The organism is Alteromonas sp. AWJ4_197, from assembly GCF_056160285.1.
The window spans coordinates 394,089-420,603 of the sequence record NZ_JBSWWW010000001.1 but is presented as its reverse complement, the minus strand read 5'-3'; the positions used below and the strand labels follow the sequence as shown (position 1 = coordinate 420,603).

The 26,515-nt window shown below is 49.4% G+C and carries 24 protein-coding genes; 15 read left to right on the top strand and 9 right to left on the bottom strand.

Annotated features, from left to right (window positions below; all coding sequences use genetic code 11):
• Positions 1 to 113 precede the first annotated feature (113 nt).
• Both ACXAGC_RS01815 and glf read left to right on the top strand, forming a co-directional pair.
• Positions 114 to 989 (top strand): LysR family transcriptional regulator, encoded by an 876-nt coding sequence (locus ACXAGC_RS01815; protein ID WP_474841892.1) that lies wholly within the window; start codon positions 114 to 116, stop codon positions 987 to 989.
• Positions 990 to 1,056: 67 nt separating this feature from the next.
• Positions 1,057 to 2,178 carry a UDP-galactopyranose mutase gene (gene glf, locus ACXAGC_RS01810; protein ID WP_474841890.1) on the top strand — a complete coding sequence of 374 codons (1,122 nt, stop codon included), beginning with the start codon at positions 1,057 to 1,059 and terminating at the stop codon, positions 2,176 to 2,178.
• A 122-nt stretch (positions 2,179 to 2,300) separates the two neighbouring features.
• On the opposite strand, the gene ACXAGC_RS01805 is transcribed toward glf, so the two are convergent.
• A complete protein-coding gene (locus ACXAGC_RS01805) occupies positions 2,301 to 2,912 on the bottom strand; it encodes a Yip1 family protein (RefSeq protein ID WP_474841888.1) in 612 nt (203 codons plus the stop codon).
• A gap of 219 nt (positions 2,913 to 3,131) precedes the next feature.
• Complete coding sequence (locus tag ACXAGC_RS01800) at positions 3,132 to 5,033, bottom strand: M1 family metallopeptidase (RefSeq protein ID WP_474841886.1); 1,902 nt, start codon at positions 5,031 to 5,033, stop codon at positions 3,132 to 3,134.
• A gap of 207 nt (positions 5,034 to 5,240) precedes the next feature.
• Here ACXAGC_RS01800 and ACXAGC_RS01795 point away from each other — a divergent pair, with 207 nt between their 5' ends.
• The 3 genes from ACXAGC_RS01795 (at position 5,241) to ACXAGC_RS01785 (ending at position 7,760) form a co-directional block, all read left to right on the top strand.
• Positions 5,241 to 6,020, top strand: a complete 780-nt coding sequence (locus ACXAGC_RS01795) for an AsmA family protein (RefSeq protein WP_303572265.1) — start codon at positions 5,241 to 5,243, stop codon at positions 6,018 to 6,020.
• A gap of 106 nt (positions 6,021 to 6,126) precedes the next feature.
• A complete protein-coding gene (locus ACXAGC_RS01790) occupies positions 6,127 to 7,035 on the top strand; it encodes a D-amino acid aminotransferase (protein WP_474841884.1) in 909 nt (302 codons plus the stop codon).
• Positions 7,035 to 7,760, top strand: coding sequence for a sulfotransferase-like domain-containing protein (locus tag ACXAGC_RS01785; RefSeq protein WP_474841882.1), 726 nt, complete (start codon positions 7,035 to 7,037; stop codon positions 7,758 to 7,760). Before ACXAGC_RS01790 ends, ACXAGC_RS01785 begins: the two co-directional genes overlap by 1 nt.
• Here the strand turns inward: ACXAGC_RS01785 and ACXAGC_RS01780 are convergent.
• Positions 7,757 to 8,623, bottom strand: coding sequence for a polyphosphate kinase 2 family protein (locus ACXAGC_RS01780; protein ID WP_474841880.1), 867 nt, complete (start codon positions 8,621 to 8,623; stop codon positions 7,757 to 7,759). The two genes, ACXAGC_RS01785 and ACXAGC_RS01780, sit on opposite strands and share 4 nt — an antisense overlap.
• Positions 8,624 to 8,711: 88 nt before the next feature.
• Here ACXAGC_RS01780 and ACXAGC_RS01775 point away from each other — a divergent pair, with 88 nt between their 5' ends.
• Positions 8,712 to 10,049 (top strand): patatin-like phospholipase family protein, encoded by a 1,338-nt coding sequence (locus tag ACXAGC_RS01775; protein ID WP_474841878.1) that lies wholly within the window; start codon positions 8,712 to 8,714, stop codon positions 10,047 to 10,049.
• 38 nt (positions 10,050 to 10,087) lie between these two features.
• On the opposite strand, the gene ACXAGC_RS01770 is transcribed toward ACXAGC_RS01775, so the two are convergent.
• Positions 10,088 to 10,966 (bottom strand): LysR family transcriptional regulator, encoded by an 879-nt coding sequence (locus ACXAGC_RS01770; protein ID WP_474841876.1) that lies wholly within the window; start codon positions 10,964 to 10,966, stop codon positions 10,088 to 10,090.
• Positions 10,967 to 11,093: 127 nt separating this feature from the next.
• Here ACXAGC_RS01770 and ACXAGC_RS01765 point away from each other — a divergent pair, with 127 nt between their 5' ends.
• Positions 11,094 to 12,221: an S-(hydroxymethyl)glutathione dehydrogenase/class III alcohol dehydrogenase gene (locus ACXAGC_RS01765; protein WP_474841874.1), complete on the top strand. Its 1,128-nt coding sequence runs from the start codon at positions 11,094 to 11,096 to the stop codon at positions 12,219 to 12,221.
• Between the two features lie 65 nt (positions 12,222 to 12,286).
• On the opposite strand, the gene ACXAGC_RS01760 is transcribed toward ACXAGC_RS01765, so the two are convergent.
• On the bottom strand, positions 12,287 to 13,594 hold the full coding sequence (locus ACXAGC_RS01760) for a methyl-accepting chemotaxis protein (RefSeq protein WP_474841872.1): 1,308 nt from the start codon (positions 13,592 to 13,594) through the stop codon (positions 12,287 to 12,289).
• A gap of 242 nt (positions 13,595 to 13,836) precedes the next feature.
• On the opposite strand from ACXAGC_RS01760, the gene ACXAGC_RS01755 reads away from it, so the two are divergent.
• Positions 13,837 to 14,400: a cytochrome b gene (locus ACXAGC_RS01755; RefSeq protein ID WP_474841869.1), complete on the top strand. Its 564-nt coding sequence runs from the start codon at positions 13,837 to 13,839 to the stop codon at positions 14,398 to 14,400.
• A 101-nt stretch (positions 14,401 to 14,501) separates the two neighbouring features.
• Here the strand turns inward: ACXAGC_RS01755 and ACXAGC_RS01750 are convergent, their stop codons facing one another.
• The gene (locus ACXAGC_RS01750; RefSeq protein ID WP_474841867.1) at positions 14,502 to 15,701 is read right to left on the bottom strand and encodes an anhydro-N-acetylmuramic acid kinase; all 1,200 of its coding nucleotides are present in this window, start codon (positions 15,699 to 15,701) and stop codon (positions 14,502 to 14,504) included.
• Between the two features lie 296 nt (positions 15,702 to 15,997).
• Here ACXAGC_RS01750 and ACXAGC_RS01745 point away from each other — a divergent pair, with 296 nt between their 5' ends.
• Positions 15,998 to 17,794 (top strand): glycoside hydrolase family 3 protein, encoded by a 1,797-nt coding sequence (locus ACXAGC_RS01745; RefSeq protein WP_474841865.1) that lies wholly within the window; start codon positions 15,998 to 16,000, stop codon positions 17,792 to 17,794.
• Positions 17,787 to 19,346 (top strand): serine hydrolase domain-containing protein, encoded by a 1,560-nt coding sequence (locus ACXAGC_RS01740; RefSeq protein WP_474841864.1) that lies wholly within the window; start codon positions 17,787 to 17,789, stop codon positions 19,344 to 19,346. The genes ACXAGC_RS01745 and ACXAGC_RS01740 overlap by 8 nt, the downstream gene beginning before the upstream one ends.
• 1 nt (position 19,347) lies before the next feature.
• Here ACXAGC_RS01740 and ACXAGC_RS01735 read toward each other — a convergent pair whose 3' ends face one another.
• Both ACXAGC_RS01735 and gpmA read right to left on the bottom strand, forming a co-directional pair.
• Positions 19,348 to 20,082, bottom strand: a complete 735-nt coding sequence (locus tag ACXAGC_RS01735; protein ID WP_474841862.1) for a TVP38/TMEM64 family protein — start codon at positions 20,080 to 20,082, stop codon at positions 19,348 to 19,350.
• A gap of 15 nt (positions 20,083 to 20,097) precedes the next feature.
• Positions 20,098 to 20,844: a 2,3-diphosphoglycerate-dependent phosphoglycerate mutase gene (gpmA, locus tag ACXAGC_RS01730; RefSeq protein ID WP_119502966.1), complete on the bottom strand. Its 747-nt coding sequence runs from the start codon at positions 20,842 to 20,844 to the stop codon at positions 20,098 to 20,100.
• A 376-nt stretch (positions 20,845 to 21,220) separates the two neighbouring features.
• Here gpmA and ACXAGC_RS01725 point away from each other — a divergent pair, with 376 nt between their 5' ends.
• Positions 21,221 to 21,394, top strand: a complete 174-nt coding sequence (locus ACXAGC_RS01725) for a hypothetical protein (protein ID WP_303572246.1) — start codon at positions 21,221 to 21,223, stop codon at positions 21,392 to 21,394.
• 49 nt (positions 21,395 to 21,443) lie between these two features.
• On the opposite strand, the gene ACXAGC_RS01720 is transcribed toward ACXAGC_RS01725, so the two are convergent.
• The gene (locus ACXAGC_RS01720) at positions 21,444 to 22,328 is read right to left on the bottom strand and encodes a LysR family transcriptional regulator (protein WP_474841859.1); all 885 of its coding nucleotides are present in this window, start codon (positions 22,326 to 22,328) and stop codon (positions 21,444 to 21,446) included.
• A gap of 286 nt (positions 22,329 to 22,614) precedes the next feature.
• Here ACXAGC_RS01720 and ACXAGC_RS01715 point away from each other — a divergent pair, with 286 nt between their 5' ends.
• From ACXAGC_RS01715 to ACXAGC_RS01700, 4 genes are all read left to right on the top strand, one after another.
• Positions 22,615 to 23,160 (top strand): DUF2271 domain-containing protein, encoded by a 546-nt coding sequence (locus tag ACXAGC_RS01715; RefSeq protein WP_474841857.1) that lies wholly within the window; start codon positions 22,615 to 22,617, stop codon positions 23,158 to 23,160.
• Positions 23,161 to 23,988, top strand: a complete 828-nt coding sequence (locus tag ACXAGC_RS01710) for a DUF4198 domain-containing protein (RefSeq protein ID WP_119502963.1) — start codon at positions 23,161 to 23,163, stop codon at positions 23,986 to 23,988. It abuts the gene before it with no gap.
• 123 nt (positions 23,989 to 24,111) lie between these two features.
• Positions 24,112 to 25,155, top strand: coding sequence for a 5'-methylthioadenosine/S-adenosylhomocysteine nucleosidase family protein (locus ACXAGC_RS01705; protein ID WP_474841855.1), 1,044 nt, complete (start codon positions 24,112 to 24,114; stop codon positions 25,153 to 25,155).
• A gap of 101 nt (positions 25,156 to 25,256) precedes the next feature.
• Positions 25,257 to 26,489, top strand: coding sequence for a diguanylate cyclase (locus tag ACXAGC_RS01700; protein ID WP_474841853.1), 1,233 nt, complete (start codon positions 25,257 to 25,259; stop codon positions 26,487 to 26,489).
• The last annotated feature ends 26 nt before the right edge of the window (positions 26,490 to 26,515 follow it).

Sequence of the window (26,515 nt, the reverse complement as noted above, 5' to 3'; positions counted from 1 at the left end):
ATATGTCTCAATGTAAGTTGTTCCTACGATAGTGGTGTACATAACGATTCTATTGTTTTAATTTCTTAAAAGAAGCCCTGTAAATCGAAACCTGTGTTTAAGATATTTAAAGTATGTATAGCCTGAATGAACTTGAAACCTTCATCGCCATTGTGGAAAACAAGGGGATTCACGCTGCTGCGTCTGTACAGCAAGTGTCACCAGCCACGGTGAGCCTGCGGTTAAGTAAACTTGAAAAGGCACTGTCCACGGTGCTGGTCTTTCGGGACAGCAGAAAGTTTGGTTTGTCGCCGGCAGGTGAGGTGTTCTACCAACGGGTGGGAGACATTCTGGAAGCATTGCGGGATGCGGAATATCAGATTGGTGCGAGGGGCTCGTCTGTCAGTGGCATTCTGCGGGTTACCATGCCGCCCTGGGTATTTTCAAAATTTGTGATGCCAAAACTTATGGAATTTGAGCAGGCGTATCCGGATCTTAAGCTGGATTTTCTGATCAACGACCAGTTCGTCAATGTGGTTGAAGATAAGCAGGATGTTGCCATCAGGGTAGGCAAACTGGCTGACTCGGGCTTATTAGCGAGGAAACTGGCAAATAATTCCCGTTTGTTGTGCGCTGCACCTGAATATCTGGCCCGGTCCGGCCATCCCCGCAGTATTGATGATTTGGCGGCGCATCGCTGGGTTGTACTTCCCTGGCAGCGCCAGTTGAAAATACAGGAAGGCGAACACAGCCGGACGCTGAATGTGAACGCGCGGTTTACTGTGTCGAACTCCGACAACATGACGCAGGCTGTGCTGGCCGGTCACGGTTTGGGGATAAAATCTTATATTGCGGTTAAAGATGAATTAGCCCGCGGTCAGCTGGTGGAAGTATTACCGGAAGCACTGGCAGATAACGACGCGCCGGTATGGTTTCTCAAGCCGCAGAACAGCTTAACCACACGCAAAACCGAAGCCTTTTATGATTTTATGAAAGGGCTGTTTGCCTGATAGCGCAGCCTTTTCAACAACTTTGGGTATATACTGTTAACGGATATACAAAACAGCGGATTGTCTGATGACAAAACAACAATATGATTATCTGATCGTCGGTGCGGGCCTGTTCGGTGCCGTGTTTGCCAGAGAAGCGCGCCTTGCCGGAAAGTCCGTTCTGATCATTGATAAGCGTGATCACAAAGGCGGTAATATTTATTGTGAAAACGTGGCAGGCATCAACGTGCACAAGTACGGCGCACATATCTTTCACACCAGTAATCAGCGGGTATGGGATTATGTGAATCAGTTTGTCAGCTTCAACCGCTATGTAAATTCTCCTGTCGCGAATTACCGCAACAAGCTTTATAACCTGCCATTTAATATGAATACCTTTTACCAGTTGTGGGGAGTCACTACCCCTGCAGAGGCAAAGGCAAAAATTGAAGAGCAACGTGCCCCTTACCGTCAAACTGAGCCCCAAAATCTGGAAGAGCAGGCGTTATATCTCGGTGGCAAAGATTTGTACGAAACACTCATTAAAGGCTATACGGAAAAGCAATGGGGGCGACCGGCGACGCAGATCCCGTCCTTCATCATTAAACGTTTGCCATTCCGGTTTACTTTCGACAATAACTACTTTGACGACCTTTATCAGGGGATCCCTCATGGTGGCTACAACGCGCTGATTGACGGGCTGCTCGAAGGCATAGAAGTGAGAACCGGTGTGAACTTCTTTGAAAATCGTGAGGATTGGGAAGCGCTGGCCGGTAAAGTGCTCTACACCGGTAAAATTGATGAATTTTTTGATAAGTGCTTAGGGGAGCTGGAATACCGCAGCCTGCATTTTGAAACCGAAGTACTGGACTGCGAGAATTATCAGGGTAACGCGGTAATTAACTACACCGAAGCTGAAGTGCCCTGGACACGCATTATTGAACATAAGCATTTTGAATTCGGTAAACAGGAAAAAACCGTGATAACGCGGGAGTTCCCACATGAATTCAGCAAAGATAACGAACCTTACTACCCCATCAATGATGCCAGAAATAACGCCATGCTGGCAGAATACAAAGCGCTGGCGGCAAAGCCTGAAAATGCAGCTAAGTACCTCTTCGGCGGGCGGCTGGCAGACTACAGATACTACGATATGGATGATACCGTAGAAGCCGCGCTGGCACTGACTGACCAGATGTTCGGCGGGTAGAAAATAGTTGCCGCAAAAGGTGAAACTGCCCCCGGAGCCGGAAACAAAAAAAGCGGGCCCGGGCCCGCAGTAACAGAGGAATGAAACTATTGTTCAATCCGTGATGAATAATGCACTTAATGCTAGTGGAAGAAGTACCACATAATGCTGTGCTCCGAGCCCATGCTCCACAGAGCAACGGCCACTATCATTAATGCTTCCAGCACCAGCACACCCATGCAGAGCGTCGACGTGGAAAGGATGAAGCCCTCTTTATGGCTGATACCCAGGAAGCTTGGTGTACCTGCATAAAGCAGATAAGCCGTGTACACCAGGCCCGCTGCCACTGCTGTTACGCAAAGCCAGAACACAGGGTAAATAGCAAACACGCCGCTCATGAATAACGGGGTTGCTGTGTAGCCGGCAAATACGATGCATTCTGCCCGTGACGGGCGTTCAGGGAATCGTCTTGCCATCCAGTGAATAATACTGCCAACCGCAGCTACGGCTAATAAAATCAATGCATAGAATGCGGCGCCCAGCACCAGTCCGCTGGCGACAGAAACCTGAAAGACTTCCTCACCGCCAAAAGTCCAGCCAAACTGTGTGGTGCCGATGAAGGAACAAACCACGGGGATAAGCGCGTACCAAAGTACATGGTGGGTATATAAATGGCTAACCGTTTCATGTTCTTCATTAATGGAACGCCATTCTTTATCGGGATGATGAATCAGTCCCCATATGTGATTGCTCATAGTCAACACTCCTGCTGGTCAAAGAACGTACACTCTTAGTATTAACATAAAATAAACATATGGCTATAGTTTTTAACATTTTATCGGAGAGGGTTTTTGTTCGCTTTGGTTATAAAGAAGGCTGACGGGCGGCGTTTTCAGAACAAAAGTGATAAAAAAAGCCGTATCACCTTTCGCTGATACGGCCTTATGACGTTTATTTAATGCTAAATAAGGATGTCAGTCCTCTACGAAGCCTTCATTCGCATGCACCGTCAGCGGGTGATAGCCGGGTTTGGCTTCCTCAAATGCCTTTTTCGCAAACGCTTTCCCTTCCTGTGTTTGCGACAGCGCCCGGTAGAGCGGTTTCACCAGCTTATTCCGGCCTATTTCAACCAGGTAATCATGCAAACGGGGCCAGGCCGGCTTGTATTCATTCTGTACGGCAATCATCAGCCAGCTGTGCGCAATTTCGTTATTGTGGCTGTTGGTAAGGTCAAAGGCAGAATCCAGATCTTTTAACTGCGCAGCAGACAGTGAAGAAGGCATATTATTCAGGAAATACAGCCATTCGTGGGTTGTCCAGTTTGCTGTTTTGATGTCTGCAGCAGGCTTATCGCCATTTAACCAGGCAGTGCGCTGACTGTCCACCTTATCGAAGGCATCAGACGCCGGTACAGGTGCACCATCAGGAATGCCCGGCTTAAACACCCATTCTTCGATGCGTTGCTTGTCGAGCTTGTCCGGATATTGTTTCAGCAGGGTGTCTTCCAGATACGCCATGAAGGTGTCAGTGGTGATACTCCGGAAAGCAAAATGCTTGAAATACTGCATCAGGAAAGCGTCGAAGTTTTCACGGCCCACCTTTTGTTCCAGTTCACGGAGAAACAGCGCACCTTTTTCGTAAGGGATATCTGAAAATACATCGTCAGGATTGCGCCCGCGTAAATCTACGGCAAGTATTTCATCATTGGCCGGCAGCGCAGCGATATCTGCTTCAAGGCTCTGATAGCCCAGTACCGCCTCCATGTTAAAGCGGTCTGTACCGTACAACATTTCCATAATGCGGTAAGTCAGATAGGTGGTAAAACCCTCATTCAGCCACAAATCCCGCCAGGTGGCGTTGGTCACAGTATTACCCGACCAGCTGTGCGCCAGCTCATGGGCAATCAGGGAAACCAGACTTTTGTCGCCGGCAATCACCGTAGGGGTGATGAATGACAGACGGGGGTTTTCCATACCACCAAAAGGAAAGGAGGGTGGCAGGATAAGAAGGTCATAACGGTCCCAGCTGTAGGGGCCGTAGGTTTTTTCTGTCAGCTCCAGCATGCTTTCCGTGTCTTCAAACTCGGCGGCGGCTGCATCGAGAACTTCAGGCTCGGCGTACACGCCGGTACGTTCACCCATAGGCTTGAACTCAAGATGACCTATGGCCAGGGCAATCAGGTAAGAAGGTACAGGCTGAGGCATGGTAAAGCTGTAATCGCCGTCACGGGGCGTATCAGGGTCATTCGAGGCACTCATGACTGCCAGCAAATCTGCCGGAGTATGAATACGGGCGTCGTATGTGACTCTGACCTGAGGTGAATCCTGCAGCGGAATGAAACTGCGCGCATGAATGGCCTGAGCCTGAGTGAACAGGAACGGATGTTCTTTGCCCTGAGTCTGTGCCGGAGTAAGCCACTGCACGCCGGATGCTTCCGGTGAAGTCACATAGTCGATGGTGACAGCGCTGGCCGATGCAGGTAAGGCTATCGACAGGGGAGAACCCAGATTATCGTCCTCTTCACCCAGTGTAAACTCAACGGCTTTACCATTTGCGGTTACCTGTTTGATATCCAGTGCGCGGGTATCAACGATTAACGTGTCCGCATCCGGTTGAATACGGTCGAAATCCAGCGTCACTGAACCGGTAAGCTCACGGTTGTCGAAGTCTGCGGTTAAATCCAGATCCAAATGTGTTACCCGCACTGCGTCAGGGTTCGAAAATGAATGATAATCCGTACCTGATGCTATCGTGGATTGGTGTCCAGTGTGTTGTGCACTGGCTGGTTTTGATTCTGTCGTTGTGGTGTTGTCTGCCGGCTGGGAGCAAGCAAATAACAGCGGTGCTGATGCCAGCACCCATGAGAGTTTATTCATTGCTTTCCTTTACTCTTCAAATTAGTCTTGTGACTGCAAAAAGACGTTGTCTGATGCAGTGTTGTGATCACAATAACAGGCAGTGGTCGTATGGAAAACCTAAACGCCGTAAACCGTGTAAAGCAGTCGTTCAAACACTGATACAGGGAATACGCGCAAATGCCGTGAACAGTGCGGTATTTAATCTCATTTATGCAGGGAGAAATAATGAAGAAAGTTCTGGTTATTTTATTGTTGGTTATTGTGGTGATTGCCGGCGGTGTGGTTTATCTGGCCAGTGGGGCCAATGACTTTATCCGCGAACAAATTGAAACACAGGGCACAAAATATCTGGCTACGCCGGTTACCGTGTCAGCTGTGGATTTGTCTTTCAGTGACGGGCGTCTGACTATCACTGACATTGATGTAGAAAACCCTGACGGATTCAGTGAAGAAGACGCGTTCAGCCTTGACGGTGTGACATTAGATCTCGCCGGGGCTACCGAAGAGCCTTACCGCATCCAGGAAGTGACTGTAGACGGTCCGGAAATCCTTTATGAAGTAGACGCATCCGGACAGGGCAACCTGATGGTCATTAAAAAGAATTTGATGGCTAACCTGCCTCAGGGCGACAGCCAGCCTGCAGAGCCATCTTCCGCTCCGGCGCCAAAACTGATTGTGGATGCGGTAACGGTGAGTAATGCGAAGCTGAAACTGAATTTTGAAAACCTGGAAACCGGTGATTTCAAAATTGATAAGAAAGCTTATGAAGTCACTCTGCCAACGTTCAGTGCCGGTGCTATTGGTCAGCCTGACGGTTTACCGGCTGATCAGGTCGGTGCGGCTATCGTAAATCAGATGCTGGATAACGCCATCAAACAGGCAAAAGCAGAAGCGAAAAAAGTGCTGGCAGAAAAAGCCAAAGAGAAAGTGCAGGAAAAAATCGATGAAGAAAAAGAGAAGTTAATGGAGAAAGGCAAAGACAAGCTGAAAGATCTGTTTAACTAATCATCGCTTAATATCATCGCAAATACCGGCGGTACGACTTTACTTTACGGGTCGTCAGCCGGTATTTTTGTTTTTCTGGCTGTACAAAAAAAGGGAAAAACAATCAATGAGTATGGCGGATGTCTCTACCCACACCGCAGCGGAAGATGCGCGTAATGATGATATTCTCATTTATGTGAACGGTGACATTGTTCACCGCGACGAAGCCAAAGTGTCGGTATACGACAGTGGCTTTATGTTAGGTGATGGCATCTGGGAAGGCTTGCGGTTATACGACGGTAAATGGGCTTTTCTGGATGAGCATATGGACCGGCTTTTTGAAGCAGCAAAAGTGGTTGACATGGATTTAGGCATGACCAGGGCGCAGGTTACAGAGGCGTTGGAAGCCACCCGTAAAGCCAATGATATGCACACCGATGTACATGCAAGGCTGATGTTCACCCGTGGCAAAAAGAAAAAGCCGTTTCAGCATCCGGCGCTTTCTGTGCACGGTCCTACGCTGGTTATTATATGTGAGCACTCCAAAGCGTCCATTGCGCGGCCAATCAAGCTGGCTACTGTACCGCATATGCGTGGCCTGCCCATGACGCAGGATCCTAAACTCAACTCTCACTCCAAGCTCAATTGCATACTGGCCTGTATTGCCGCCGAAAAAGCCGGTGCCGATGAAGCGCTGATGCTGGATGTAAACGGGTTTGTAAACACCACCAACGCCTGTAATTTCTTTATTGTACGAAAAGGCGAGGTCTGGACCTCTACCGGCGATTACTGCATGAACGGTATCACCCGGCAGAAGGTGATAGACGTGTGTGAGCGGATTGGACTGAAGGTGCATCAGCGTAATTACTCGCTGGTTGAAACCTATGGTGCTGACGAGGCCTTCCTTACCGGCACGTTTGGCGCACAGACGCCGGTATCCCACATTGATGGCAGAGCAATTGGCGATGTGCACCCGGGACCGTTCACGCAGCAGATAAGAGAGGCATATTATCAACTGTTTAAGGAGACACACTGATGCGTATTGCTATGTGGTCCGGCCCCAGAAACTTATCGACAGCGATGATGTATGCGTTTGCCGCCCGCAGTGACTGCGCGGTAGTTGACGAGCCCTTTTACGCAGCGTATCTGAAGGAAAGCGGGGAAGTGCACCCGATGCAGGAAGCGATACTGGCATCGCAACCACAGCATGCTTCAGAGGTTATTGCGCAATGCCTGGGTCCGGTCCCTGACGGTAAAGATATTTTCTATCAGAAACACATGTCACATCACATGTTACCCGCATTTCCGCTGGCCTGGACAGACGATGTGATTAACGTGTTTCTGTTGCGTCATCCGGCAAGGGTGATTGCCAGCTACAATGAAAAACGGGAAAAGCCCTTACTGGATGATATCGGCATCCGTCAGCAGGCGGAGTTATTTAACCGCCAGATGACGCTGAACGGCGAACCGCCGGTGGTGATTGACAGTGACGATTTGCTGACCGACCCGGCAACGGGGCTGCAGACGCTGTGTGAAGCCATCGGGATATCTTACGATGCGGGCATGCTCAGCTGGCCGGCTGGCGGCAACAAAGCTGACGGCGTCTGGGCAGAGCACTGGTACAATGCGGTGTGGGAAAGTACCGGGCTTATAGCCACGGCACGGAAACCTGTACCGGTACTTTCAGAGACATTACAGGAAGTTTGTGAGCAAGCGCTTCCTTACTACTACCAGCTTGAGAAATACAAGCTGACGTTTTAGTTATCCTGCTCTGACTGTTGCGGCTCCGGCGTGTCTGTATCCGGCACGCTTATCCCCAATTTTTGCTCTGCCAGGCGGATGAGCTTCTCATCCGGTGGCGGGGGTGTGATGTCGGTGCCTTTTCGCAATGCCTTCACAACCTTCTTTAAAACTTCCACCCGTGCATACCATTTGTGTTCTGCCTGTATCAGATGCCAGGGAGCCGGTCGGGTATCCGTCTCATCAAACATGTCTTCGGTGGCTGACGCGTAATCAGTCCACTTACTGCGGTTGCGGATATCTTCTTCTGTGAGCTTCCAGCGTTTGTAGGGATTATGCAGCCGCTCTTCGAACCGGCGTAGCTGCTCGTCAGGTGAGATATGTAAAAACAGCTTAATGATGCGGACACCATCATCAGACAGCATCCGTTCAAACTCATTGATTTCCCGGTAAGCCCGTTGCCAGGCATCATCCGGTGTCAGTTGTTCCACTCTTTCTACCAGTACCCGGCCATACCAGGAACGGTCGAAAATGGCGATTCGGCCGGGCTTGGGTAACCTTGTCTGAAACCGGTATAAATAGTGCCTTCCCTGTTCTTCATCGGTGGGGGCTGCAATGGGGTGCACGGCAAACCCTCTGGGATCCAGATGGCCGGTCAGACGCCTGATGGCACCGCCTTTACCGGATGCATCCCAGCCCTCGAAAACCACAATTGCCCGTTTTTTCTGGTGATAAATGGCCTGCTGAACATGCAGCAGTTTTTTCTGCCACTTTTTCAGTTCTTCCCGGTAGTGCTGCTTTGAGCCAATCAGTGGCGCATCTTCACCGTGGGGTAAACGCAGAGTTCTGTGTCTTAATTCAATCTCAGAGACGGTTTTATTCATAAATGGTATTGGCTTAGTACAGAATGACCATTGCATTAATCCTACCCTGCGTTAGCATGTTGAACAAATTATGGACAGGGAGGCTGTAATGAACGCGCAAACTACACCGGCTAAGTCTGTGAAGGACATATTGTCGGCCTATTCAATCCCGGCTGAGTTGAAAAGCAAAGCCTGGTCAGATGTATATTTCGAAAAAGACGGTGAAAAGTACTATTTCGTCGACCTTGTGATGGAAGGCGGCGGCATGCTCGGGCTTGGTCTCGTGGGTTATACCTACGTGCTTGAACAGTGTAATATCCGTTTTCGTAAAATAGCCGGCACGTCTGCCGGTGCAATCAATGCGATAGGGCTGAGTGCAGCCGGTACGCCTGATCAGCCTAAAACCATGGCGATTGCAGATGTGCTGGATGAAGTGGCATTTTTCAGTTTTGTCGACGGACCTAAAGCTGTCAGGGATGTGGTGCAGAATCCCGGTGGCGGTAATATGTTCAGTAAAGGCTGGCGCTGGACGAAGGGTGTAATTTCCGGTTACAAACGGCTGAAAGCAAAGCGGGGATTAAACCCCGGTCAAACCTTTTACGACTGGATGGAACGTAAAGTGCTGAAGCCTTTCGGCGCAGCACATCTCACCGGCCTGGCGTCAAAATGGACGCTGCCGGAAACGGTCACCCTGAACCATCCGCCACGGTTCGCATATGATAAATCCGCCCCGTTCGGCGGACTGGCAGTAAAAGCCAGTTGTATGGCTGTCGGTGTTGAGGTGACCTTTCCTAAAGATGCTGATTTATTCTACCGCCCGGAAAACGATGCGCCTGTTGCAGATTTTGCCCGTGCCAGCATGTCTATTCCCATCTTTTTTGATCCCTTCACGCTGACAAACATCCCCCCTTACAGCGATGTGAAAGACCGGCTTCAACGGGATTTTTCAGTGACGCTGAAAGACCCTCAGAAGTATGGCGAGTCGGTCTCCTTCGTCGACGGCGGCCTGTTATCAAATTTTCCCTTTGACGAATTTCACGCGAAACCCAGTAAGGTTCCTTCAATGCCCACGTTTGGTGCCAAGCTGGGCTTTGATGTAGACCGTTTCGATAATTCATCACTGCTGAACTTTATCTCCAATGTGGTGGATATTGCCAAAGGCAACACTGATAAAGAATACCGCCATGAGCATTTTGAAGACTACAACCGGGTGGTGAAGGAAATTGATACAACAGACATTGGCTGGCTCGACTTTGATATGTCGCCGGAAGACAAAGAAAAGCTGATTGTAAATGGCTGTGATGCGGCTGTGGCGTTTCTGAAGTCATTTGACTGGGAAGAGTATCGTGCATTCCGACAGAAAAATGCGGCAGACCTTATTGCCAGCATTACGGGACAGCCTCCTGAACCAGAACCTGAAAGCACCGAACCGGCAATTCCGGCATAAGGTGTGAACCGGCAGAGCCGGCCCGGTGGCGAACTGGTTTACGCGCCGGGATTCAGGCGGGTAACCAGATAGTCCAGTAATAACCGGACTTTGGTTGATACATGACGGGTTTGCGGGTATACCGCCCATATCCCGTCATCATCGATTTGTTGTGCAGGCAGTATCACTTTCAGGCGGCCTGATTCGATATCATCAGCGACGTAATAATCAGGCAGTTGAATGATGCCCAGATGCTTGCGTGCTGCATCGCGGATCCCCACGCCACTGTTGCAACGCAGTCGTGCGTTTGGAAGCCGGTAGGTGACGACTCTGCCATTTACATTAAATTGCCAGTGGGCCGATGTGCCGGCAATGCACTGATGCCTGGCAAGGTCGGCCACCGACTGAGGCAGGCCATACTGTTCAAAATATTCCGGTGAGGCGCAGGTGAATAACGTCCGCGAGCCTAACCGGCGGGCAATCAGCGATGAGCTCTCGAGGTGACCAAGCCGGATAGCCAGATCGTAGTTTTCCTGTACTAAGTCCACAACCTGATTTGTCAGATTCAGGCTGACCTCAATGCGGGGATGCAGCGTAAGAAAGTCATTAACGACCGGTGCGATGATCCGTTCGCCGTAAGTTACGGGGGCTGTAAGCATGAGTTTGCCTGAAGGCGTGAGCTGTTGTTCGGAGACGAAACGTTCTGCGTCATCAAGCTGGTCAAGAATGTGACGGCATTGATGATAGAACTGCTGACCAAGCTCTGTCGGCGTCACTACACGGGTGGTGCGGTTTAACAGCCTTGATGACAGGCGGGTTTCCAGTGCGCTGACCTGGCGGCTTACTTTTGCGGTAGAGATACGCAGTTTTTTCGCTGCCAGCGTAAAGCTGCGCTGCTCAACAACCGCCACAAATTCAACAATACCGTCTCTGTTCATAAAGCCCTGCTGGTAAATGGTTCTATTATTGCATTTATGAAAAAGTGATTTTCATATTGCGTGTATTGTTACATAACTGCGACTGTTTAGAATAGTCCGACACACATCGAATAAAGGATAAAACAACATGGCTGACGTAATTACTTGTAAAGCCGCGGTAGCGTGGGAAGCGAAAGCGCCGCTGTCTATTGAAGAAATTCAGGTTGCACCACCTAAAGCGGGTGAAGTGCGGGTAAAAATTCTTGCCACAGGCGTGTGTCACACCGACGCGTTTACCCTGTCGGGTGAGGATCCTGAAGGGGTATTTCCTGCCATCATGGGCCACGAAGGCGGTGGTATTGTTGAGTCAGTTGGCGAAGGGGTAACCTCTCTGAAAGTGGGCGACCATGTTATCCCGCTTTACACCGCCGAGTGCGGAGAATGTAAATTCTGTACATCAGGTAAAACCAATTTATGCAGCGCGGTACGTGAAACTCAGGGTAAAGGTTTGATGCCTGACGGTACAACCCGTTTCAGTTGTAATGGTAAGCCAATTTATCATTATATGGGTTGCTCCACGTTTTCCGAATACACGGTTCTGCCTGAAATTTCGCTGGCTAAAGTTAATCCAGATGCGCCACTGGAAGAAGTGTGCCTGCTGGGTTGCGGTGTGACTACGGGTATGGGCGCGGTACTCAATACGGCGAAAGTACAGGAAGGTGACACCGTTGCTATCTTCGGACTTGGCGGTATTGGTTTATCTGCCATCATCGGTGCAACCATGGCGGGAGCAGGCCGCATTATCGGTATCGATTTGAATGAATCCAAGTTTGAACTGGCTAAGAAATTAGGGGCGACTGACTGCATCAACCCTAAAGACTATGACAAGCCGGTACAGGAAGTGATTGTTGAATTAACCGACGGCGGCGTTGATTATTCTTTTGAATGTATCGGCAACGTGAATGTGATGCGCTCTGCACTGGAATGTTGCCACAAAGGTTGGGGTGAGTCAGTGATCATCGGTGTAGCCGGTGCCGGCCAGGAAATTTCAACCCGCCCGTTCCAGTTAGTGACCGGTCGTGTATGGCGTGGTACTGCATTTGGCGGCGTAAAAGGTCGTTCGCAACTGCCCGGCATTGTTGAAGATTATCTGGCGGGTAAATTCGCCCTGAATGACTTCATCACCCACACTATGCCATTGGGAGAAATCAACGAAGCGTTTGATTTGATGCACGAAGGAAAGAGCATCCGTTCTGTGATCCATATGGCATCATAAAACGTCGTAGTCATACGGTATGGCGTCCCGAAGTTCGGGGCGTCCTTGCCCCTAGTCGGTTGGACTTACTGGTTCATGATACGGGAAACGTTCTCAGTTACGCTTACCGCACCCTGATATATTTCATCCATCACAGCCTGCACACTGCCGATTTGCTCAGCATTCAGGTCAACTTTGGATTTCACTTCGGTCATTTTCTCACTGGCTTGTTGTGCCAGACCTTTGTTTTCACCTACTACCGATTCAATCTCTACCGTTGAGTCACTGGTACGTTTAGCCAGCTGGCGTACTTCGTCTGCTACCACGGCAAAGCCACGACCCTGATCGCCGGCACGGGCTGCCTCGATAGCCGCATTCAGCGCCAGCAGGTTGGTTTGATCAGCAATGCTGCGGATAGTAGAAACGATGGATTCAATGTTGGCTGACTGGGCAGTCAGTTGCTCAATCAGTACGTTTGCCTGATCAACTTCTTTCAAAGTGGCGTTAAATACATCCACGGAATTGGTCAGTGATTCTGTTCCCCGTAATGCAATTTGTGACGTTTCTTCTGAAATCGACACCGCGTGTTCCGATGCACTGGCGATGTTACTTTGTTCAATCACTTTTTGCGTGATGTCTGAGGCAAACTTGATGATTTTATAGACTCTACCGTCAGCAGAGTAAATGGGGTTGTATGTCGCTTCCAGCCACAGCACTTCGCCTGCTGCATTCTTGCGTTTAAACTGGCCGGACTGGAAATTGCCTGCTGCGAGAATGTCCCAGAAATTAGGATTGTCGATGTAGAAATCATCGTAACAGAACATACGGTGATGCTGACCCTGAATCTGGTTCAGGCTGTAGCCCACGGTGGCCAGAAAATTCCCGTTTGCGTTAAGGATTGTGCCGTCCGGGGTAAATTCAATCACTGCCATTGAACGGTCCAGGGCATCAGAAATCGCTTTGTTGGCTTCTGCTGTTTCTTTTTGCTCAGTGATGTCGCAGCAAATTTTCAGTACTGCAGTTACTCTTCCGTTTTCATCCAGAATGGGTTCATAAGAAGCCTCCAGCCACACACCTTCACCACTGCGGTGTTTACGGTGAAACTGACCGGTTTGGGCATGGCCGTCGCGCAAGTCACGCCATAGCGCTGCATAAGCGGTACTGTTTGTTAGCTCACTGAAACACAGTGCACTGTGGTGCTGGCCAATCAAATCACCGCTTTGAAAACCGAAAATAGACGCAAAAATCTGATTGCATTCAATCACGTTGCCATCCGGCGTGAAAATAACGTAGGCATTGTGACGTTTTACTGCGTCAGAAAAGGCTTTATATTCGTTAATTGCCTGTGTTAATCCGGCGATTTCTTTTTCGTATGTAGACTTAAAAGCTAACATCTCATTTCTCGCGCATTGTTATTAGTATTTATATTTATGGTACTTTTATTCGCCAGCTCTGTGAGTTAGTCAAAAGTTTAGTTTTACTTAATTAACTGAAATAAAATGAAATTTATCTATTTCCATGCTTTTAAAGTGGTTATTATAGGTATAAATATGCATTAAATATCAGACTTTAGTAGCGTGTCTGACCGCCCGGCCCGGTTTAACTCAGACCCCAAATTATAAGGATGGGAAAGCCCATGAGTGCAGATTCGAAATTTCAGTTCAGTAAAATCACCGTGTCTCTTCACTGGATAGTGGCGATATTGATGATCGCTTTATTAGCTGTCGGTATTTACATGACAGAGAATCATGACTACAGCCTGTATCCGTTACACAAATCTTTTGGTGTGGTCGTTCTGGTATTTGCTTTTGCCCGTGCCGTATGGCGGGTGAAAAATGGCTGGCCGGTGCCGGCGGGAAACTATAAAGCGTGGGAGCATATGCTGGCCGGTGTGATTCACTGGGTACTGATCCCCGGTACGCTTATCCTGCCAGTGTCCGGCATCATCATGTCATCGATGGGCGGGCATAACGTTCCGTTTTTCGGGTTTGATTTAATTCCCGCTAACCATGACCCCGTTAATCCTCAGGATGTGCTGCCAAGAAACGAAGGCCTTTCAGAGGTGGCAGGTGAAGTGCACGAGATAGTGGGCTATCTGCTCATCGCAGCCATCATTCTTCATGTGGCGGGTGCGCTTAAACACCACATCATAGATAAAGACGGTACGTTGCAGCGTATGCGCGGAAAGAATATCGGCTAAGGGAATAACAAATACTTAGTGCCCTTCACCGGGCACGCTCTTTTTCCTGTCACACTGCTACCCGTAAACCTGTGCTGACGTAAACCCGTGTTGAACATCGTCTATGGCAGGCTTATTTTCCCCATGTTGGTATTGGGAATACCGAACAGATTGCCTTCAAAGCAAGGGCTGCCGGCCAGCGTTTCATTGGCGAGAATGGCAAATAGCAGGGCTTCTTTCGCATCAGCATCTATGCCCAGTTCAGACAAATTTTTAAGACTGATAAAGTCCGGCAGTTCATCCGCGATAGCTGCCATGAGTGCTTTATTTCGCGCGCCGCCCCCGCTCACGTACACCATTATCGCTGATGTGCTGGTGGCAGTCATGATAATGCCGTGGGCAATCGCTTTAGCAGTAAATGCTGTCAGTGTTGCTACAACGTCTTCGTTAGGAATGTACAGGGTTTGACTGCGTAATCGTGCCTGATTCAGATAATCCAGGTTGAATACCTCGGGTCCGGTGGTTTTCGGCACAGGACAGGAAAAGAAATCATGGCGTAGCAATTCATTAAGCAGATTTTCATTCACGTTTCCTGACAATGCGATGGCACCGTCTTTATCGAAGCGCTGCCGTGCATAGTGCCGGGAGACAAAGGCATCAATGATGGTATTGCCCGGGCCGATATCGGTGCTGAATACTTCAGCGGGATGATTACCGGCGGGCAGCCAGGTGAAATTGGCGATGCCGCCGATGTTCAGTAAAACACGGTTTTCCTGTTCGTGGCTGAACACGAGGAAATCTCCGTAAACCGCCAGTGGCGCGCCTTCACCACCTGCGGCGATGTGTTTCTGACGAAAATCAGAAAGTGTAATAATGCCGGTGCCTGTAGCAATCCGGTCACCATCGCCGATTTGTAATGTGCCGTTGCCGTATTCAGGCAAACCGTGCTGTTCCCGCGGGCAGTGATAAATGGTCTGACCGTGACTGGCAATACAGTCGATTTCTTCTTTATCCACTTGCCACTGGTTCAATGCTTTATTGATTAAAGACGCATGATATTCGCCAACCCACGCATTCAGTAACGTGACTTCCTGCAAGTCTACATCACGCTTTGCAAATACACGTTGAATTGCCTGGCGGAATTTGACGTCATAATCGACAGTCATAAACCGCTCGATACGGGCTTCAGTCTCTTTTCCTGAGCCAGTGATGTTACACAACGCGATATCCAGGCCGTCCAGCGATGTACCGCTCATTAGTCCGAGAATTTTTCGCTGTGGTTTGCTACCAATATGGTACAGGCGTTCAATAAATTTATTCATAATCATCTTTTGCCGGTTAGGTATTTGTGCCGGTACAGGGTGCCGGAAACCGTTTCTTACTGCTTATCCGGAAGCAGGTTTCAGGGCAAATGCACCTGACAAACCTAGCATATAAAAATAAAATATTCTTGATCAAAAATGTAACATGAGATAAAAAATCTCTCAGCCAATTCCTGAATTACGATTACTGACTATCGGGGTACAGATATTCTATGCCACTAATCCGCCACTTGAGCAGACGATATTTTCAAATAGCGGTATGCTTAAGCTGCCTTAACCTGACTCCTGCTAATGCTATGACTGCTGACACTGATACGCAAAGTATACGGCGCGATATTGCGCAAAAACTCATGCCTGACTTCCGCTATTTTTGTGCTGGCAACGAAGAAAAATGCCGCGAGCCGGTTACGGTTTTACCGCAGGAGTTAAAAGACTTCGTCGCTGAGTCCGGCGTGGGCGGCGTCATTTTGTTCAGTGAAAACTTATCCTGGCCAGGCCAGATTGCCTCGCTGACCAGCGATTTGCAGCAGGCTGCGACGGGGGAAAGTGACGGAGAGCCGCTGTTTATTGCCGTTGATCAGGAAGGGGGGCGTGTATTCAGAACTCCGCGGGTCTTCACAACTGACTTTGCCGGCAATATGGCGATTGGCGCAACCATCGGAGAACATGGTACCCGCTTTGCCCGTGAAAGCGCTGAAATCATGGCGCAGGAGCTTAAGCTGTTAGGTATTAATACCAACTTCGCTCCCAATGTGGATGTAAACGCCAATCTGGCGAATCCTGTCATTAACGTGCGTTCTTTCGGGCAGGATCCGAAAGTGGTGGCGCAAGCCGGGGAAGCGCAGGTTGAAGCCATGCAGTCGCAGGGAATTCTGGCCACACTGAAGCACTTTCCCGGCCATGGTGATACTCACACAGACAGCCATCTGGCTTTGCCGGTGGTCGATCACAGCCGCGAAATGATTGATGCGGTGGACTTGTACCCGTTTAAAACGATTATCCGTGAGGCGTCGCCGGCCATGGTAATGACGGCGCATATTCAGTATCCGCAATTAGATGACAGTAAACTCAACGACAAGTCCGGTCAGCCACAAATTAAGCCGGCGACATTGTCGAAAAAAATCCTCTCCGGGATCCTGCGTGATGAGCTGGGTTTTAAAGGGCTCATCGTGTCTGATGCCATGAACATGGCCGGCATCGCAAAATTCTTTGACCAGACTGATGCGGTAGCGGCTTCATTTTCTGCCGGTACGGATATCGTCGTGATGCCACTGCCGGTCCACAGTGACAGGGGTATACGCGCCTTCAATGAATTACTCGATGCCCTTACACAAAAGGTATTGCAGGGTGAGCTCGACAGAGAGTTAATTGCAGAATCTGCCGCAAGGATCCGGAAAACAAAAGCTGACTTCGGGCTGGCTGCACACTTTACCCCGTCACCTGAAAAACTGGCGGCTTCTCTGGCAGACAACAAGTGGCGTGCCCAGTTACTTGCCGATGCTGCCATCGCGGTTGTTAAAGGCAAACCTGCTGACTTTGTCATTCCGGAAACCGGCAACGTACTGGTTCTTATGCCGGAAGAAACCGTATGCCGTGCGGTGTCTTATCACATGTCACTGTACCGTCCGCAGCAGCAGGTTACCTGCATGAGCTTGCAGCAACTTAACAGGCCTTCGCTGGACAGTGCCATGGCGCAGGCAGATACCGTAGTGGTTGGCAGCATGACACCGGCGCCCAGTCTGGTAGAACTGGGCGGTATGGAAGACATGGACGTCAATACAAAGCAGATCATGGGGTTTGATGAGGCGCAGGCTTTATTGCCTTCATTACTCGAACAAGTCAAAGAAACAGGAAAACGCAGTATCCTGGTGTATTTGCGGATGCCTTACGACGCCATGCAACTGAATACCTTCAGCGATGCGGTGCTGGCGACTTATAACGCCAATGTGTATGCCCTGTCTGATGAACCTGACGCGCCCTATACTGGCGGCACGATGGACAGCCTGGTAAGAGTACTTACCGGCATGTTAAAGCCGCAGGGCGGGATCCCGGTATCTCTCGACGAGGTAAGCGCGCCCGGGGCTCATGACTAAACCATTCCGGATGTTTCTGAAAGCCGCTGTTATCGGCATGGCGACCAGTGTGTCAGCCCATGCCGCACAGTTGCAGGGGCAACTGGTATTACAGTCTGAAGCAACCTCAACACCTCTTACCGGTGTATTTTCAGTGCCCGGTGACCACGCCAGATTGCGTATTATGCCGGCTGTTGTCAGCGAGGCGCGCATTGAAGTGAATGACAGGGTGGTCTTCGACGGCATATTGGACCCGGCTGAAAATGCACAATATATACTGACCAGTAAAGATGCGGTGAAAACTGGTGAAAATGCACTGTCAGTACAAGTGAAAACCGGCGATGTAGCGGTGTCTGTAGACTATCCGGAACTGGAATTTGCAAGTCCGGAAGAAGGATTAAACGCCGCGCAAAGAAAGGCATTGCAACAAACGTTGCAGCCATTTATTGGCACTGACCCCGATAAACACCTGTTTCCCGGCGTTGCTCTCCTTGTCGCCAGACAGGGTAAGGTGCTGTATTCCGCGGGTCAGGGTATGGCGCAATATCAGTTAATGAACTCCGGCCGTCTGCATTCTCTGGCATCGCCCCGCAAGGTCACGGCAGACACGGTTTTTGATTTAGCGTCCGTGACGAAGGTGGTCTCCACCACAGCAGCAGTGATGCATCTGGTAAGTGAACACCGGTTGTCACTGGACGATACGTTGGGCGACTTGCTGCCCAGCTTCAGTCAAACAGATAAAGCCGGTATCACTGTGCAGCAACTGCTGACCCACCGCAGCGGCTTATGGGAGTGGCAACCACTCTGGCTGCACAAAAGGCAAAGCCGTGACTCTGTCTTCGCCTGGCTGGCGTCGCTGGAACGACGTTACGGGATTGCTGAAAAACGGGCATATTCTGATATTGGTTTTATGTTACTGGGTAAAATCGTTGAACAGATCAGCAAAATGCCGCTTAACGACTACGTATACACGTTCGTTCATCGGCCTCTGGGCATGAACAGAACCCGCTATTTACCACCGGAAAGCTGGCTGGATAATATCGCCGCCACGTCGCAGGGCAATCCCTACGAGCAACACATGGTAAGTTCATCCACACCATACCCTGTAGTAGAAAATCCGCCTTTTGAGCGCAATTTTGATAGCTACCGCGATTACACGTTAACCGGCGAGGTGAACGACGGCAACGCCTGGTATGCACTGGAAGGTGTGGCAGGTCATGCCGGTCTGTTTTCTGCTCTGCCGGATCTGGCAATCTATTGCCAGACGCTGCTCAACGGTGGTGGTTATGGTAACGCCATGCTAACCGGGCCTGAGACGCTGGCAGCGTTTCTGAATACGCCTTACGATACTGGTCAGGCGCTGGGTTTCTGGCGTTACGAAGACGGGGAGGGACGGGAAAGCTTTGGTCATGCCGGCTTTACCGGTACTCAACTGATGTTCCGGCCTGACGATGGCCTGATTGTCATCATGCTGACAAACCGCCAGCACAACGGTTTACGGCAGGACGGTACCTATCCGTCTGTAAAACCTGCCTGGCAGGCAATTCTGAGTGTGGTGGACAGTTTTCATTAATTTACCGCTTCGTGGCATGCTGAAGCCGGAAAGTACGATAAATGTAATAGCCCGTAATTATCGACACTGCCAGCATGGCAGCACTGAAGGCGATCTGCCATCCGGACTGTACCTCCAGACCGTTTCCCATCAACGCAAACAGCACCATTTGAGGAATATAACCTGCTGCTGATCCGCCAATAAACGGAGCCGGTTTTACCGACGTGACTCCGGCAACAAGGTTAATAATGTAGTTGCTTCCAAGTGGCAGAATACGCAGTGTGAATGCTTTTAAGAACACCTGCTCTGCCAGAAACCGGTTAACTTTTTTAACTTTGCCGGCAAAAAGCTTGTTTACGGTATTTTGCGTCAGAAATCGGGCACTGAAGAAACACACTGAACAGCTGATAGTTGCAGCCAGCGTTGAATACACTGCACCCTCCACGACACCAAAAGCGTAACCCGCCATTAATGCGACGACTTGTCTGGGTAAAGCGCAGGTTAGCAGACAAGTGGCGACAAAAATGAAATACAGTGCCGGTGCCTTTCCGGCAGAGCGGAAATGCGTGTCTATCCATTGTTCGTTGAAATCTGACAAAGAGGGAAAGAGCGTAAAAACTACGGTAATGGATGCACAAAGCACTACGAGAAATATCAGCCTGAGAATGGCATGGTTCATTTTGAACAGGGTGACTGCAGAGTGGGCGTTAGCCATGGACTGAATAAGAAGATGCCCGCAGGCGGATGCCGCGGGCATAAATACGAAATGAAGTTACTTCGCTTTACCTTGTTTGGCAACGGCATCCATCATCGCTTTAATCGCTTCAGGGTCGCCCAGGTATTCTTTAGAAATTGGTTTCAGATCGGCATCCAGTTCATATACAAGAGGTACACCGGTAGGAATGTTCAGTTCCAGCACTTCTTCTTCTGACATACCGTCCAGATACTTAACCAGTGCACGTAAGCTGTTACCGTGAGCGGCAATAACAACGCGTTTGCCATCCTGAATGGTAGGACGGATAACGTCGTGCCAGTAAGGCAGTACGCGGTCGATGGTCAGTGCCAGACTCTCTGCACGAGGCAGAATGCTTGGATCAACGTGGCTGTAACGACGGTCATGGCCGGGGAAGTGTTCGCTGCTTTCTTCAACTGCCGGAGGTGGTACGTCGAAGCTGCGACGCCAGATTTTTACCTGGTCTTCACCGTGTTTTGCTGCAGTTTCTGCTTTATCCAGACCTGTCAGGCCACCGTAATGACGTTCGTTCAGGCGCCAGTGGCGTTGTACAGGCAGGTAATGCTGTCCCATTTCTTCCAGCGCGATGTTCAGCGTTTTGATTGCGCGCAGCAGTACAGAGGTATAAGCGATGTCAAACTCAAAGCCTGCATCTTTCATTAGTTTACCCGCGTTCTGTGCTTGCGCAACGCCGGTTTCAGTCAAATCCACATCGTGCCAGCCAGTGAAGCGGTTTTCCAGATTCCACTGACTTTCGCCGTGACGGATAAGTACCAATTTATACATAGAAGTTCCCTAAGTCCTGGTAATAGAAAAATGGTAAAGGCATACACACTGCTATGCCAATTTTACATTCGAAAGTGCCGCTATCATCCTTTATTCGTGGTTAAAAATCCAGTTTGAGGAAAGATGTTATACCAGATGATTTTGCTCAAAGCTTGACCATACGGGCGTTTCGGGAGAATTAGGCATGTGTCAAAAATCAGTCTGGTCTGAAATGTGCTTTATCAACAGTGAGTATGAATTTCCGGATGCGCCAGTCAGCATAAACTGAGCGACAAACCGGCAGTAAGGATTATCATCCCGGGCTATACAATATGCGCGGTTTAACGACCGCGGGCGAATAGCTCAGGCATGTCTAAGTTAGTCAGGAGTGATAACTATGTGTCTTGATACGATCAAAATTCAACGTAAACGTGGAAAAGCCATTAAAACAGGCGAAAGCCGGGCTGAAAATGAAACCCGTACCGGTAAGCAATATCGCTATAAGGCACGGGGCACACGAACTTCACAACTAGTGAACAAAGCGGTATCTCACCCCGTTTACGCCAATTAAAGAGAAAAGGCCGGTTTAACCGGCCTTTTTTCATTTAGAACAAAGCGTTCTATATCAGTGAAAAAGATTCCTGCAAACACTTAACCGCAGCCAGTGTTTTTACTGGTGTTGCATCATGTTTCGGTGCAACCGCGTAGACATCATATTTCGACGCTTTCCATTCAGGCAGAATGTTCACCAGTTTGCCAGTTTCAATGTACTCTCTGACTTCCGGCTCAGGCAGCACGGCGTAACCGAGGCCATCCAGAGTCAGGCGGATTAAAGCTTGTACCGAGTCCACCATCAGGCGGGGCGGATCAGGCAGAGCTTTATCTTTTCCTTCCTGTGATTCCACATAATCCCGCATTCCCGGATGAGAAATATACGCATGGGGTGCTAAATCAGTACTGTTAACGGTATCCAGATCTGCCAGCGGATGGTTTGCTGCCACACAGACAATCAGATCCCAGGTGGCCAGATGACGGCAGTGCAGATTGACGTCGCTTACTTCCTGCAATGAAATCGCAAGATCCGCACCGCTGGCAATGACATCAGTAGTCTGGCTGGTTAATTCCAGTGCCACTTTAATTTTCGGAAATTCAGACAGTAATGCCTGCAAAGGTTTACTCAGCAGACCACCACCGAACCCTTCCGGCGCGACAATACGTAAGCGGCCTGAGGGGGTTTCCTGAAGTTGCTCAATCTGGTGCTGAGCCTCTTCTGCCACACGGATAAGTTCCATGCTGGTTTTATAATAAATGTGACCGGCCTCTGTCAGGCTGATGTGTCTGGTGTTACGGTTAAACAGACTGAGTCCGATTTCCTGTTCCAGTTTGCGCAACTGCTGGCTGATGGCAGACACGGTCATGTGAAGTTTTTTGGCTGCGATACTCATGTTGCTGGTATTAGCAACTTCAACGAAAATTTGCAGCGAACGGAGAAGCTTGGTGTTCATATAGCGAATGATTCCTGTGAAATCTCAGAAGAAATGAGTTGAGAATTCATGCGAGTCAGTTTAGTCTAAATGGAAATAATTCTCATTTCTTGGTAATCCTTACTCAGCCAGAATAAGGGTGCGGGCTGAAAGAGTCGATTCCATCACGTTCAATTTGTAGGACAACGGGATAAACAGCTTGTTCCGGCGGGCTTATCAGGAGAAAGGGGAAGATTCCGACCCGGAATATACCGGGAATATGAATGTGCGCTGACATTAAAATTGTTCATTTAAGGAGTGTCTGTTAATGGGATGTACCGTGGTACGCCAATTGTCATCAGCAAAACGCCGTGGGTTAGCTGGTGCCGTTCTGTCTTTATCTCTCGCTGTTTTTCCTGTTGTGTCTCATGCCAGTGAAGTAAAGGTTACCTTGCCCCGTCTGTCTGTCGCTGAATACCATGCACCTTATGTTGCCGTCTGGCTGGCTGATGCTAAGCAGAAGCGGGTAAAAGACGTTGCCGTATGGTATGACGTGGAAATGGAAAACGGTAAAGGCGAGAAATGGCTGAAAGATTTGCGCCTGTGGTGGCGTCGCAGTGGCCGCAGTGCTGATTTACCTATGGACGGAGTAAGCGGTGCCACCCGTCGTCCCGGTGAGCACACCATCGACTTGTCCGGACAGTTCGATGATATTCCTGCCGGAGAATACACCCTGTACGTTGAAGCTGCCCGGGAACTGGGTGGCCGCGAAGTATTAAGCGTGCCTGTCACATTGCCTGTTTCTGCATCGCAACATCAGGTTGCAGAAGGTGAGCAGGAACTGTCTGAAATTGAATTAACTTTGGAGCCATAAATGAAAATTAAACATCTGATCGGTACCGGCGTTGTTGCTTTGTCTTTAATCGCAACACCGGCACTGGCTCACCGTGCATGGATTAAGCCGACAACCACTGTTGTGTCCGGCGATGACGAGTGGATCAGCTTCGATGCTGCAGTGGCAAATGGCATTTTTACCCCTGATCACTTCGCACTGGGCACAGAAGGTATTACGGTAACTTCGCCTTCCGGTAAAGAAGTGGCGAAGCAGCACGAACAGAAACTGCGCTACCGCAGTGTTTTCGACATCAATGTGAAGGAAGAAGGCACGTACCGTGTTGAAACAGCATCCCAGTCGTTGATGGCATTCTGGAAAGACGCAGACGGTAAGCGCCAGATGTGGCCCGGTCGCGGTAAAACCGGCACGCTGGAAGAATTCAACAAAGCAGTACCGAAAAAAGCAGACGGTCTGGAAGTGGTCGAATCATCACGCCGTATTAATGTATTTGCTACTCTGGGTGAACCTTCAGAAGATGCCATCAAACCTTCAGGTAAAGGCCTGGAGCTGGATGGTAAAACGCATCCGAATGACCTGTATACCGGTGAAGAAATCAGCCTTGGTTTTCTGATGGATGGCGGTGCTGCCACCGGCACGAAAGTGACTATTGTAAAAGACGGTGAAAAGTATCGTGATACTGACGATGCGATGAACCTTACAACCGACGCTGACGGCCAGATTGCAGTTACCTTTGAGGAACCGGGCATGTACTGGCTGGAAGCTGAGTTTGAAGATGACAACGCAAAAGCACCGGCGCAGAAACGCCGTGGTATGTTCGTTCTGGTAATGGAAGTATTACCTCTGTAAACCATTTATTTTTTGCTAAATGGCAGCGCAGTTATCGCTCACTGACGAGGTAACTGCGCATTGTGTTTCTCCAGTATTTCCGCTTAAAATCCTTAATTCTTTTTACACATCCGGATTTTATCTATGACCCCTTCCATCACCGGTGCCCGCTCACTGGTTTTTGCATTATTTTCGTTGCTGATGCTGGGTGGCTGTGCAACGCCCTCCGTAGTAGCCCCCGCAGATAACACGCTTTCAACAGAAGCTTTCGGACCAAAGCAGTTTCAACAGGAAGGTTTTACTGCCGTGGTGGTGGCATACGGGCCTGAAATGAAGGGGATTCTGGGCCGTATCGAGGCTGATCCCGGCGCTCAGATCACGGAGGTCGTGAAGTACAAAGGTGTGACTTACCGTATAGGTAAATACCATGATGAACCCATTCTTGTATTTGCGACGGGCATGAGTATCGCCAATGCTGCACTGACCATGCAGATGGCTTTCGATTATTTTCCTGTGAAACAGGTGGTGTACATGGGGATTGCCGGCGCGGTGAATCCGGACTGGCAGCCCGGCGATGTGATTGTGCCTGAGCGCTGGTACTATCATGATGAAAGCGTGTACACCAATCCGGATAAACAAAACCCGGGCAATTACGTGTTGCCGGAATATTACGCCAGATTTTTGCAGGAGCAGCCGGAGCGCAGACAAGTGGATCCGCACCTGCCGGCATACAAGAACTTTCATTTCATCCAGCCTGACGAAGTGCTGATCATTAAAGACGGCCTGGATGAGCCGGTGGATACGGCTTATTTCTCTGCGACTCCCCGTTTGCTGGATGCAGCAAGAAGTGCCATGCTGGCCTTACCGGACCAGATGATTCTGGGCGAACGCAAAGCAAAATTAACGGTAGGCGGTAACGGCGTGACCGGTTCGGTATTTCTGGATAACCGCGAATACCGCCAGTGGACACGTGATGTATTTAAAGCCGAAGTGACAGAAATGGAATCTGCAGCAGTCGGTCAGGTTTGCACGATAAATGATGTAGATTGGGTTATAATTCGTGCAATCAGCGATCTTGCCGGCGGGCAGGAAGGCGTAAATGTAGAACATATCTACGATCAGGAAGTGTCGCGGGTGGGTGCAAACGTATTGTTTGCTGTACTCGACGCATTAGCCAGGGAAGATTAATGGCTGCGAAGGTTATACATCAGTATAACTTTCGTATTTTGTTAACGCATTATTCTTTTTTATTGGTTATGCTGGTATGACAAGTTGTTCAGGTTGTAGTTATGTTTAAAATTCTCGTTGTCGAAGACAGTCAGATAGTCCGTAAAATTTTAAATAAGCTGGTGGAAGATAACCCCCACTTTCACAGTGTGCTGTGTTCGGATTATGCTGAAGCAAAGCAAAAGCTGGATAGCGGCGAAGAATTTCTGGCAGCGATTGTCGACCTGAACCTGCCCGACGCTCCGCGTGGTGAAATCGTAGAACTGATGCTCTCTCATGACGTACCTACGGCCGTACTGACCGGTAATTTTGATGAGACATTACGTTCCTCTCTCATTGACAAAGGCGTACTGGACTACATCACCAAAGAATCCCGTTATTCCTACATGCAGGTTATCAAGCTGATTGACCGCCTGCGTAAAAATCTGACCACCAAAGTACTGGTGGTTGATGATTCCACTACCAGCAACTCTTACCTGTGTGCTTTTCTGCGCAAATTCCGTTTTCAGGTGTTGTCAGCATTTGACGGAGTGGAAGCCTTGCAGGTACTGGCTGAAAATCCGGATATCAAGCTGGTTATCTCTGACTACATGATGCCGAATATGGACGGCTTTGAACTGGTTAAAGCCGTGCGTCAGGATCGTAACTTCCAGGACCTGGTGTTTATTGGTTTATCTGCCAACGGTAACAGTGTGTTATCTGCCAAGTTCATTAAAAGCGGCGCTAATGACTTCCTGAGTAAGCCGTTTTATCACGAAGAGTTCTTCTGCCGGGTGCTACAAAACCTCGAAGCCCAGGAGATGCTGGTTACCATCCGTGATTCTGCGAATCTGGATGCACTGACAAAAACGTACAACCGGCGCTACCTGTTTGAACAGGGCGAGGCACTGTTCAAAAATGAAGGGCGTCTGGGCGGGCTTACTGTTGCTATGATCGACGTTGATGACTTCAAACCGGTTAATGATACTTACGGTCACAAAACCGGCGACCATCTGCTGCAGGAATTTGCCAGTCTGATGGGAGATTGTTTCGGTAAAGATCTCTATGCCCGCTATGGTGGTGAGGAATTCACTGTGATTTCCACCCGTGATTATGCTGCTTTGCTGGACGATTTGAATATTTTTCTGACAAGAGTCCGCGAGCATGAGTTCACCGAGCATCGTCTCAATCTTACCTGCAGCATAGGCGTGTGTGCGGAAGAGATGCAGAATCTGGAACAGCTGGTAGAGAAAGCTGATGCGCGGTTATACCGTGCTAAATATTCAGGCAAGGATCAGATTGTCGATATGGATTAATGCTGTTCACTGAGCAGCAAAGATAG

What these genes read in the sequence shown, in the direction of transcription:
- ACXAGC_RS01805 (WP_474841888.1), bottom strand. Translation starts at nt 2,912, where the DNA reads ATGAGCAATCACATATGGGGACTGATTCATCATCCCGATAAAGAATGG.
- ACXAGC_RS01725 (WP_303572246.1), top strand. Translation starts at nt 21,221, where the DNA reads ATGTGTCTTGATACGATCAAAATTCAACGTAAACGTGGAAAAGCCATT.
- ACXAGC_RS01775 (WP_474841878.1), top strand. Translation starts at nt 8,712, where the DNA reads ATGAACGCGCAAACTACACCGGCTAAGTCTGTGAAGGACATATTGTCG.
- ACXAGC_RS01720 (WP_474841859.1), bottom strand. Translation starts at nt 22,328, where the DNA reads ATGAACACCAAGCTTCTCCGTTCGCTGCAAATTTTCGTTGAAGTTGCT.
- ACXAGC_RS01815 (WP_474841892.1), top strand. Translation starts at nt 114, where the DNA reads ATGTATAGCCTGAATGAACTTGAAACCTTCATCGCCATTGTGGAAAAC.
- ACXAGC_RS01700 (WP_474841853.1), top strand. Translation starts at nt 25,257, where the DNA reads ATGTTTAAAATTCTCGTTGTCGAAGACAGTCAGATAGTCCGTAAAATT.
- ACXAGC_RS01715 (WP_474841857.1), top strand. Translation starts at nt 22,615, where the DNA reads ATGGGATGTACCGTGGTACGCCAATTGTCATCAGCAAAACGCCGTGGG.
- ACXAGC_RS01760 (WP_474841872.1), bottom strand. Translation starts at nt 13,594, where the DNA reads ATGTTAGCTTTTAAGTCTACATACGAAAAAGAAATCGCCGGATTAACA.
- ACXAGC_RS01800 (WP_474841886.1), bottom strand. Translation starts at nt 5,033, where the DNA reads ATGAATAAACTCTCATGGGTGCTGGCATCAGCACCGCTGTTATTTGCT.
- ACXAGC_RS01790 (WP_474841884.1), top strand. Translation starts at nt 6,127, where the DNA reads ATGAGTATGGCGGATGTCTCTACCCACACCGCAGCGGAAGATGCGCGT.
- ACXAGC_RS01705 (WP_474841855.1), top strand. Translation starts at nt 24,112, where the DNA reads ATGACCCCTTCCATCACCGGTGCCCGCTCACTGGTTTTTGCATTATTT.
- ACXAGC_RS01735 (WP_474841862.1), bottom strand. Translation starts at nt 20,082, where the DNA reads ATGCCCGCGGCATCCGCCTGCGGGCATCTTCTTATTCAGTCCATGGCT.
- ACXAGC_RS01745 (WP_474841865.1), top strand. Translation starts at nt 15,998, where the DNA reads ATGACTGCTGACACTGATACGCAAAGTATACGGCGCGATATTGCGCAA.
- ACXAGC_RS01765 (WP_474841874.1), top strand. Translation starts at nt 11,094, where the DNA reads ATGGCTGACGTAATTACTTGTAAAGCCGCGGTAGCGTGGGAAGCGAAA.
- ACXAGC_RS01710 (WP_119502963.1), top strand. Translation starts at nt 23,161, where the DNA reads ATGAAAATTAAACATCTGATCGGTACCGGCGTTGTTGCTTTGTCTTTA.
- ACXAGC_RS01770 (WP_474841876.1), bottom strand. Translation starts at nt 10,966, where the DNA reads ATGAACAGAGACGGTATTGTTGAATTTGTGGCGGTTGTTGAGCAGCGC.
- ACXAGC_RS01795 (WP_303572265.1), top strand. Translation starts at nt 5,241, where the DNA reads ATGAAGAAAGTTCTGGTTATTTTATTGTTGGTTATTGTGGTGATTGCC.
- ACXAGC_RS01755 (WP_474841869.1), top strand. Translation starts at nt 13,837, where the DNA reads ATGAGTGCAGATTCGAAATTTCAGTTCAGTAAAATCACCGTGTCTCTT.
- ACXAGC_RS01780 (WP_474841880.1), bottom strand. Translation starts at nt 8,623, where the DNA reads ATGAATAAAACCGTCTCTGAGATTGAATTAAGACACAGAACTCTGCGT.
- gpmA (WP_119502966.1), bottom strand. Translation starts at nt 20,844, where the DNA reads ATGTATAAATTGGTACTTATCCGTCACGGCGAAAGTCAGTGGAATCTG.
- glf (WP_474841890.1), top strand. Translation starts at nt 1,057, where the DNA reads ATGACAAAACAACAATATGATTATCTGATCGTCGGTGCGGGCCTGTTC.
- ACXAGC_RS01750 (WP_474841867.1), bottom strand. Translation starts at nt 15,701, where the DNA reads ATGAATAAATTTATTGAACGCCTGTACCATATTGGTAGCAAACCACAG.
- ACXAGC_RS01785 (WP_474841882.1), top strand. Translation starts at nt 7,035, where the DNA reads ATGCGTATTGCTATGTGGTCCGGCCCCAGAAACTTATCGACAGCGATG.
- ACXAGC_RS01740 (WP_474841864.1), top strand. Translation starts at nt 17,787, where the DNA reads ATGACTAAACCATTCCGGATGTTTCTGAAAGCCGCTGTTATCGGCATG.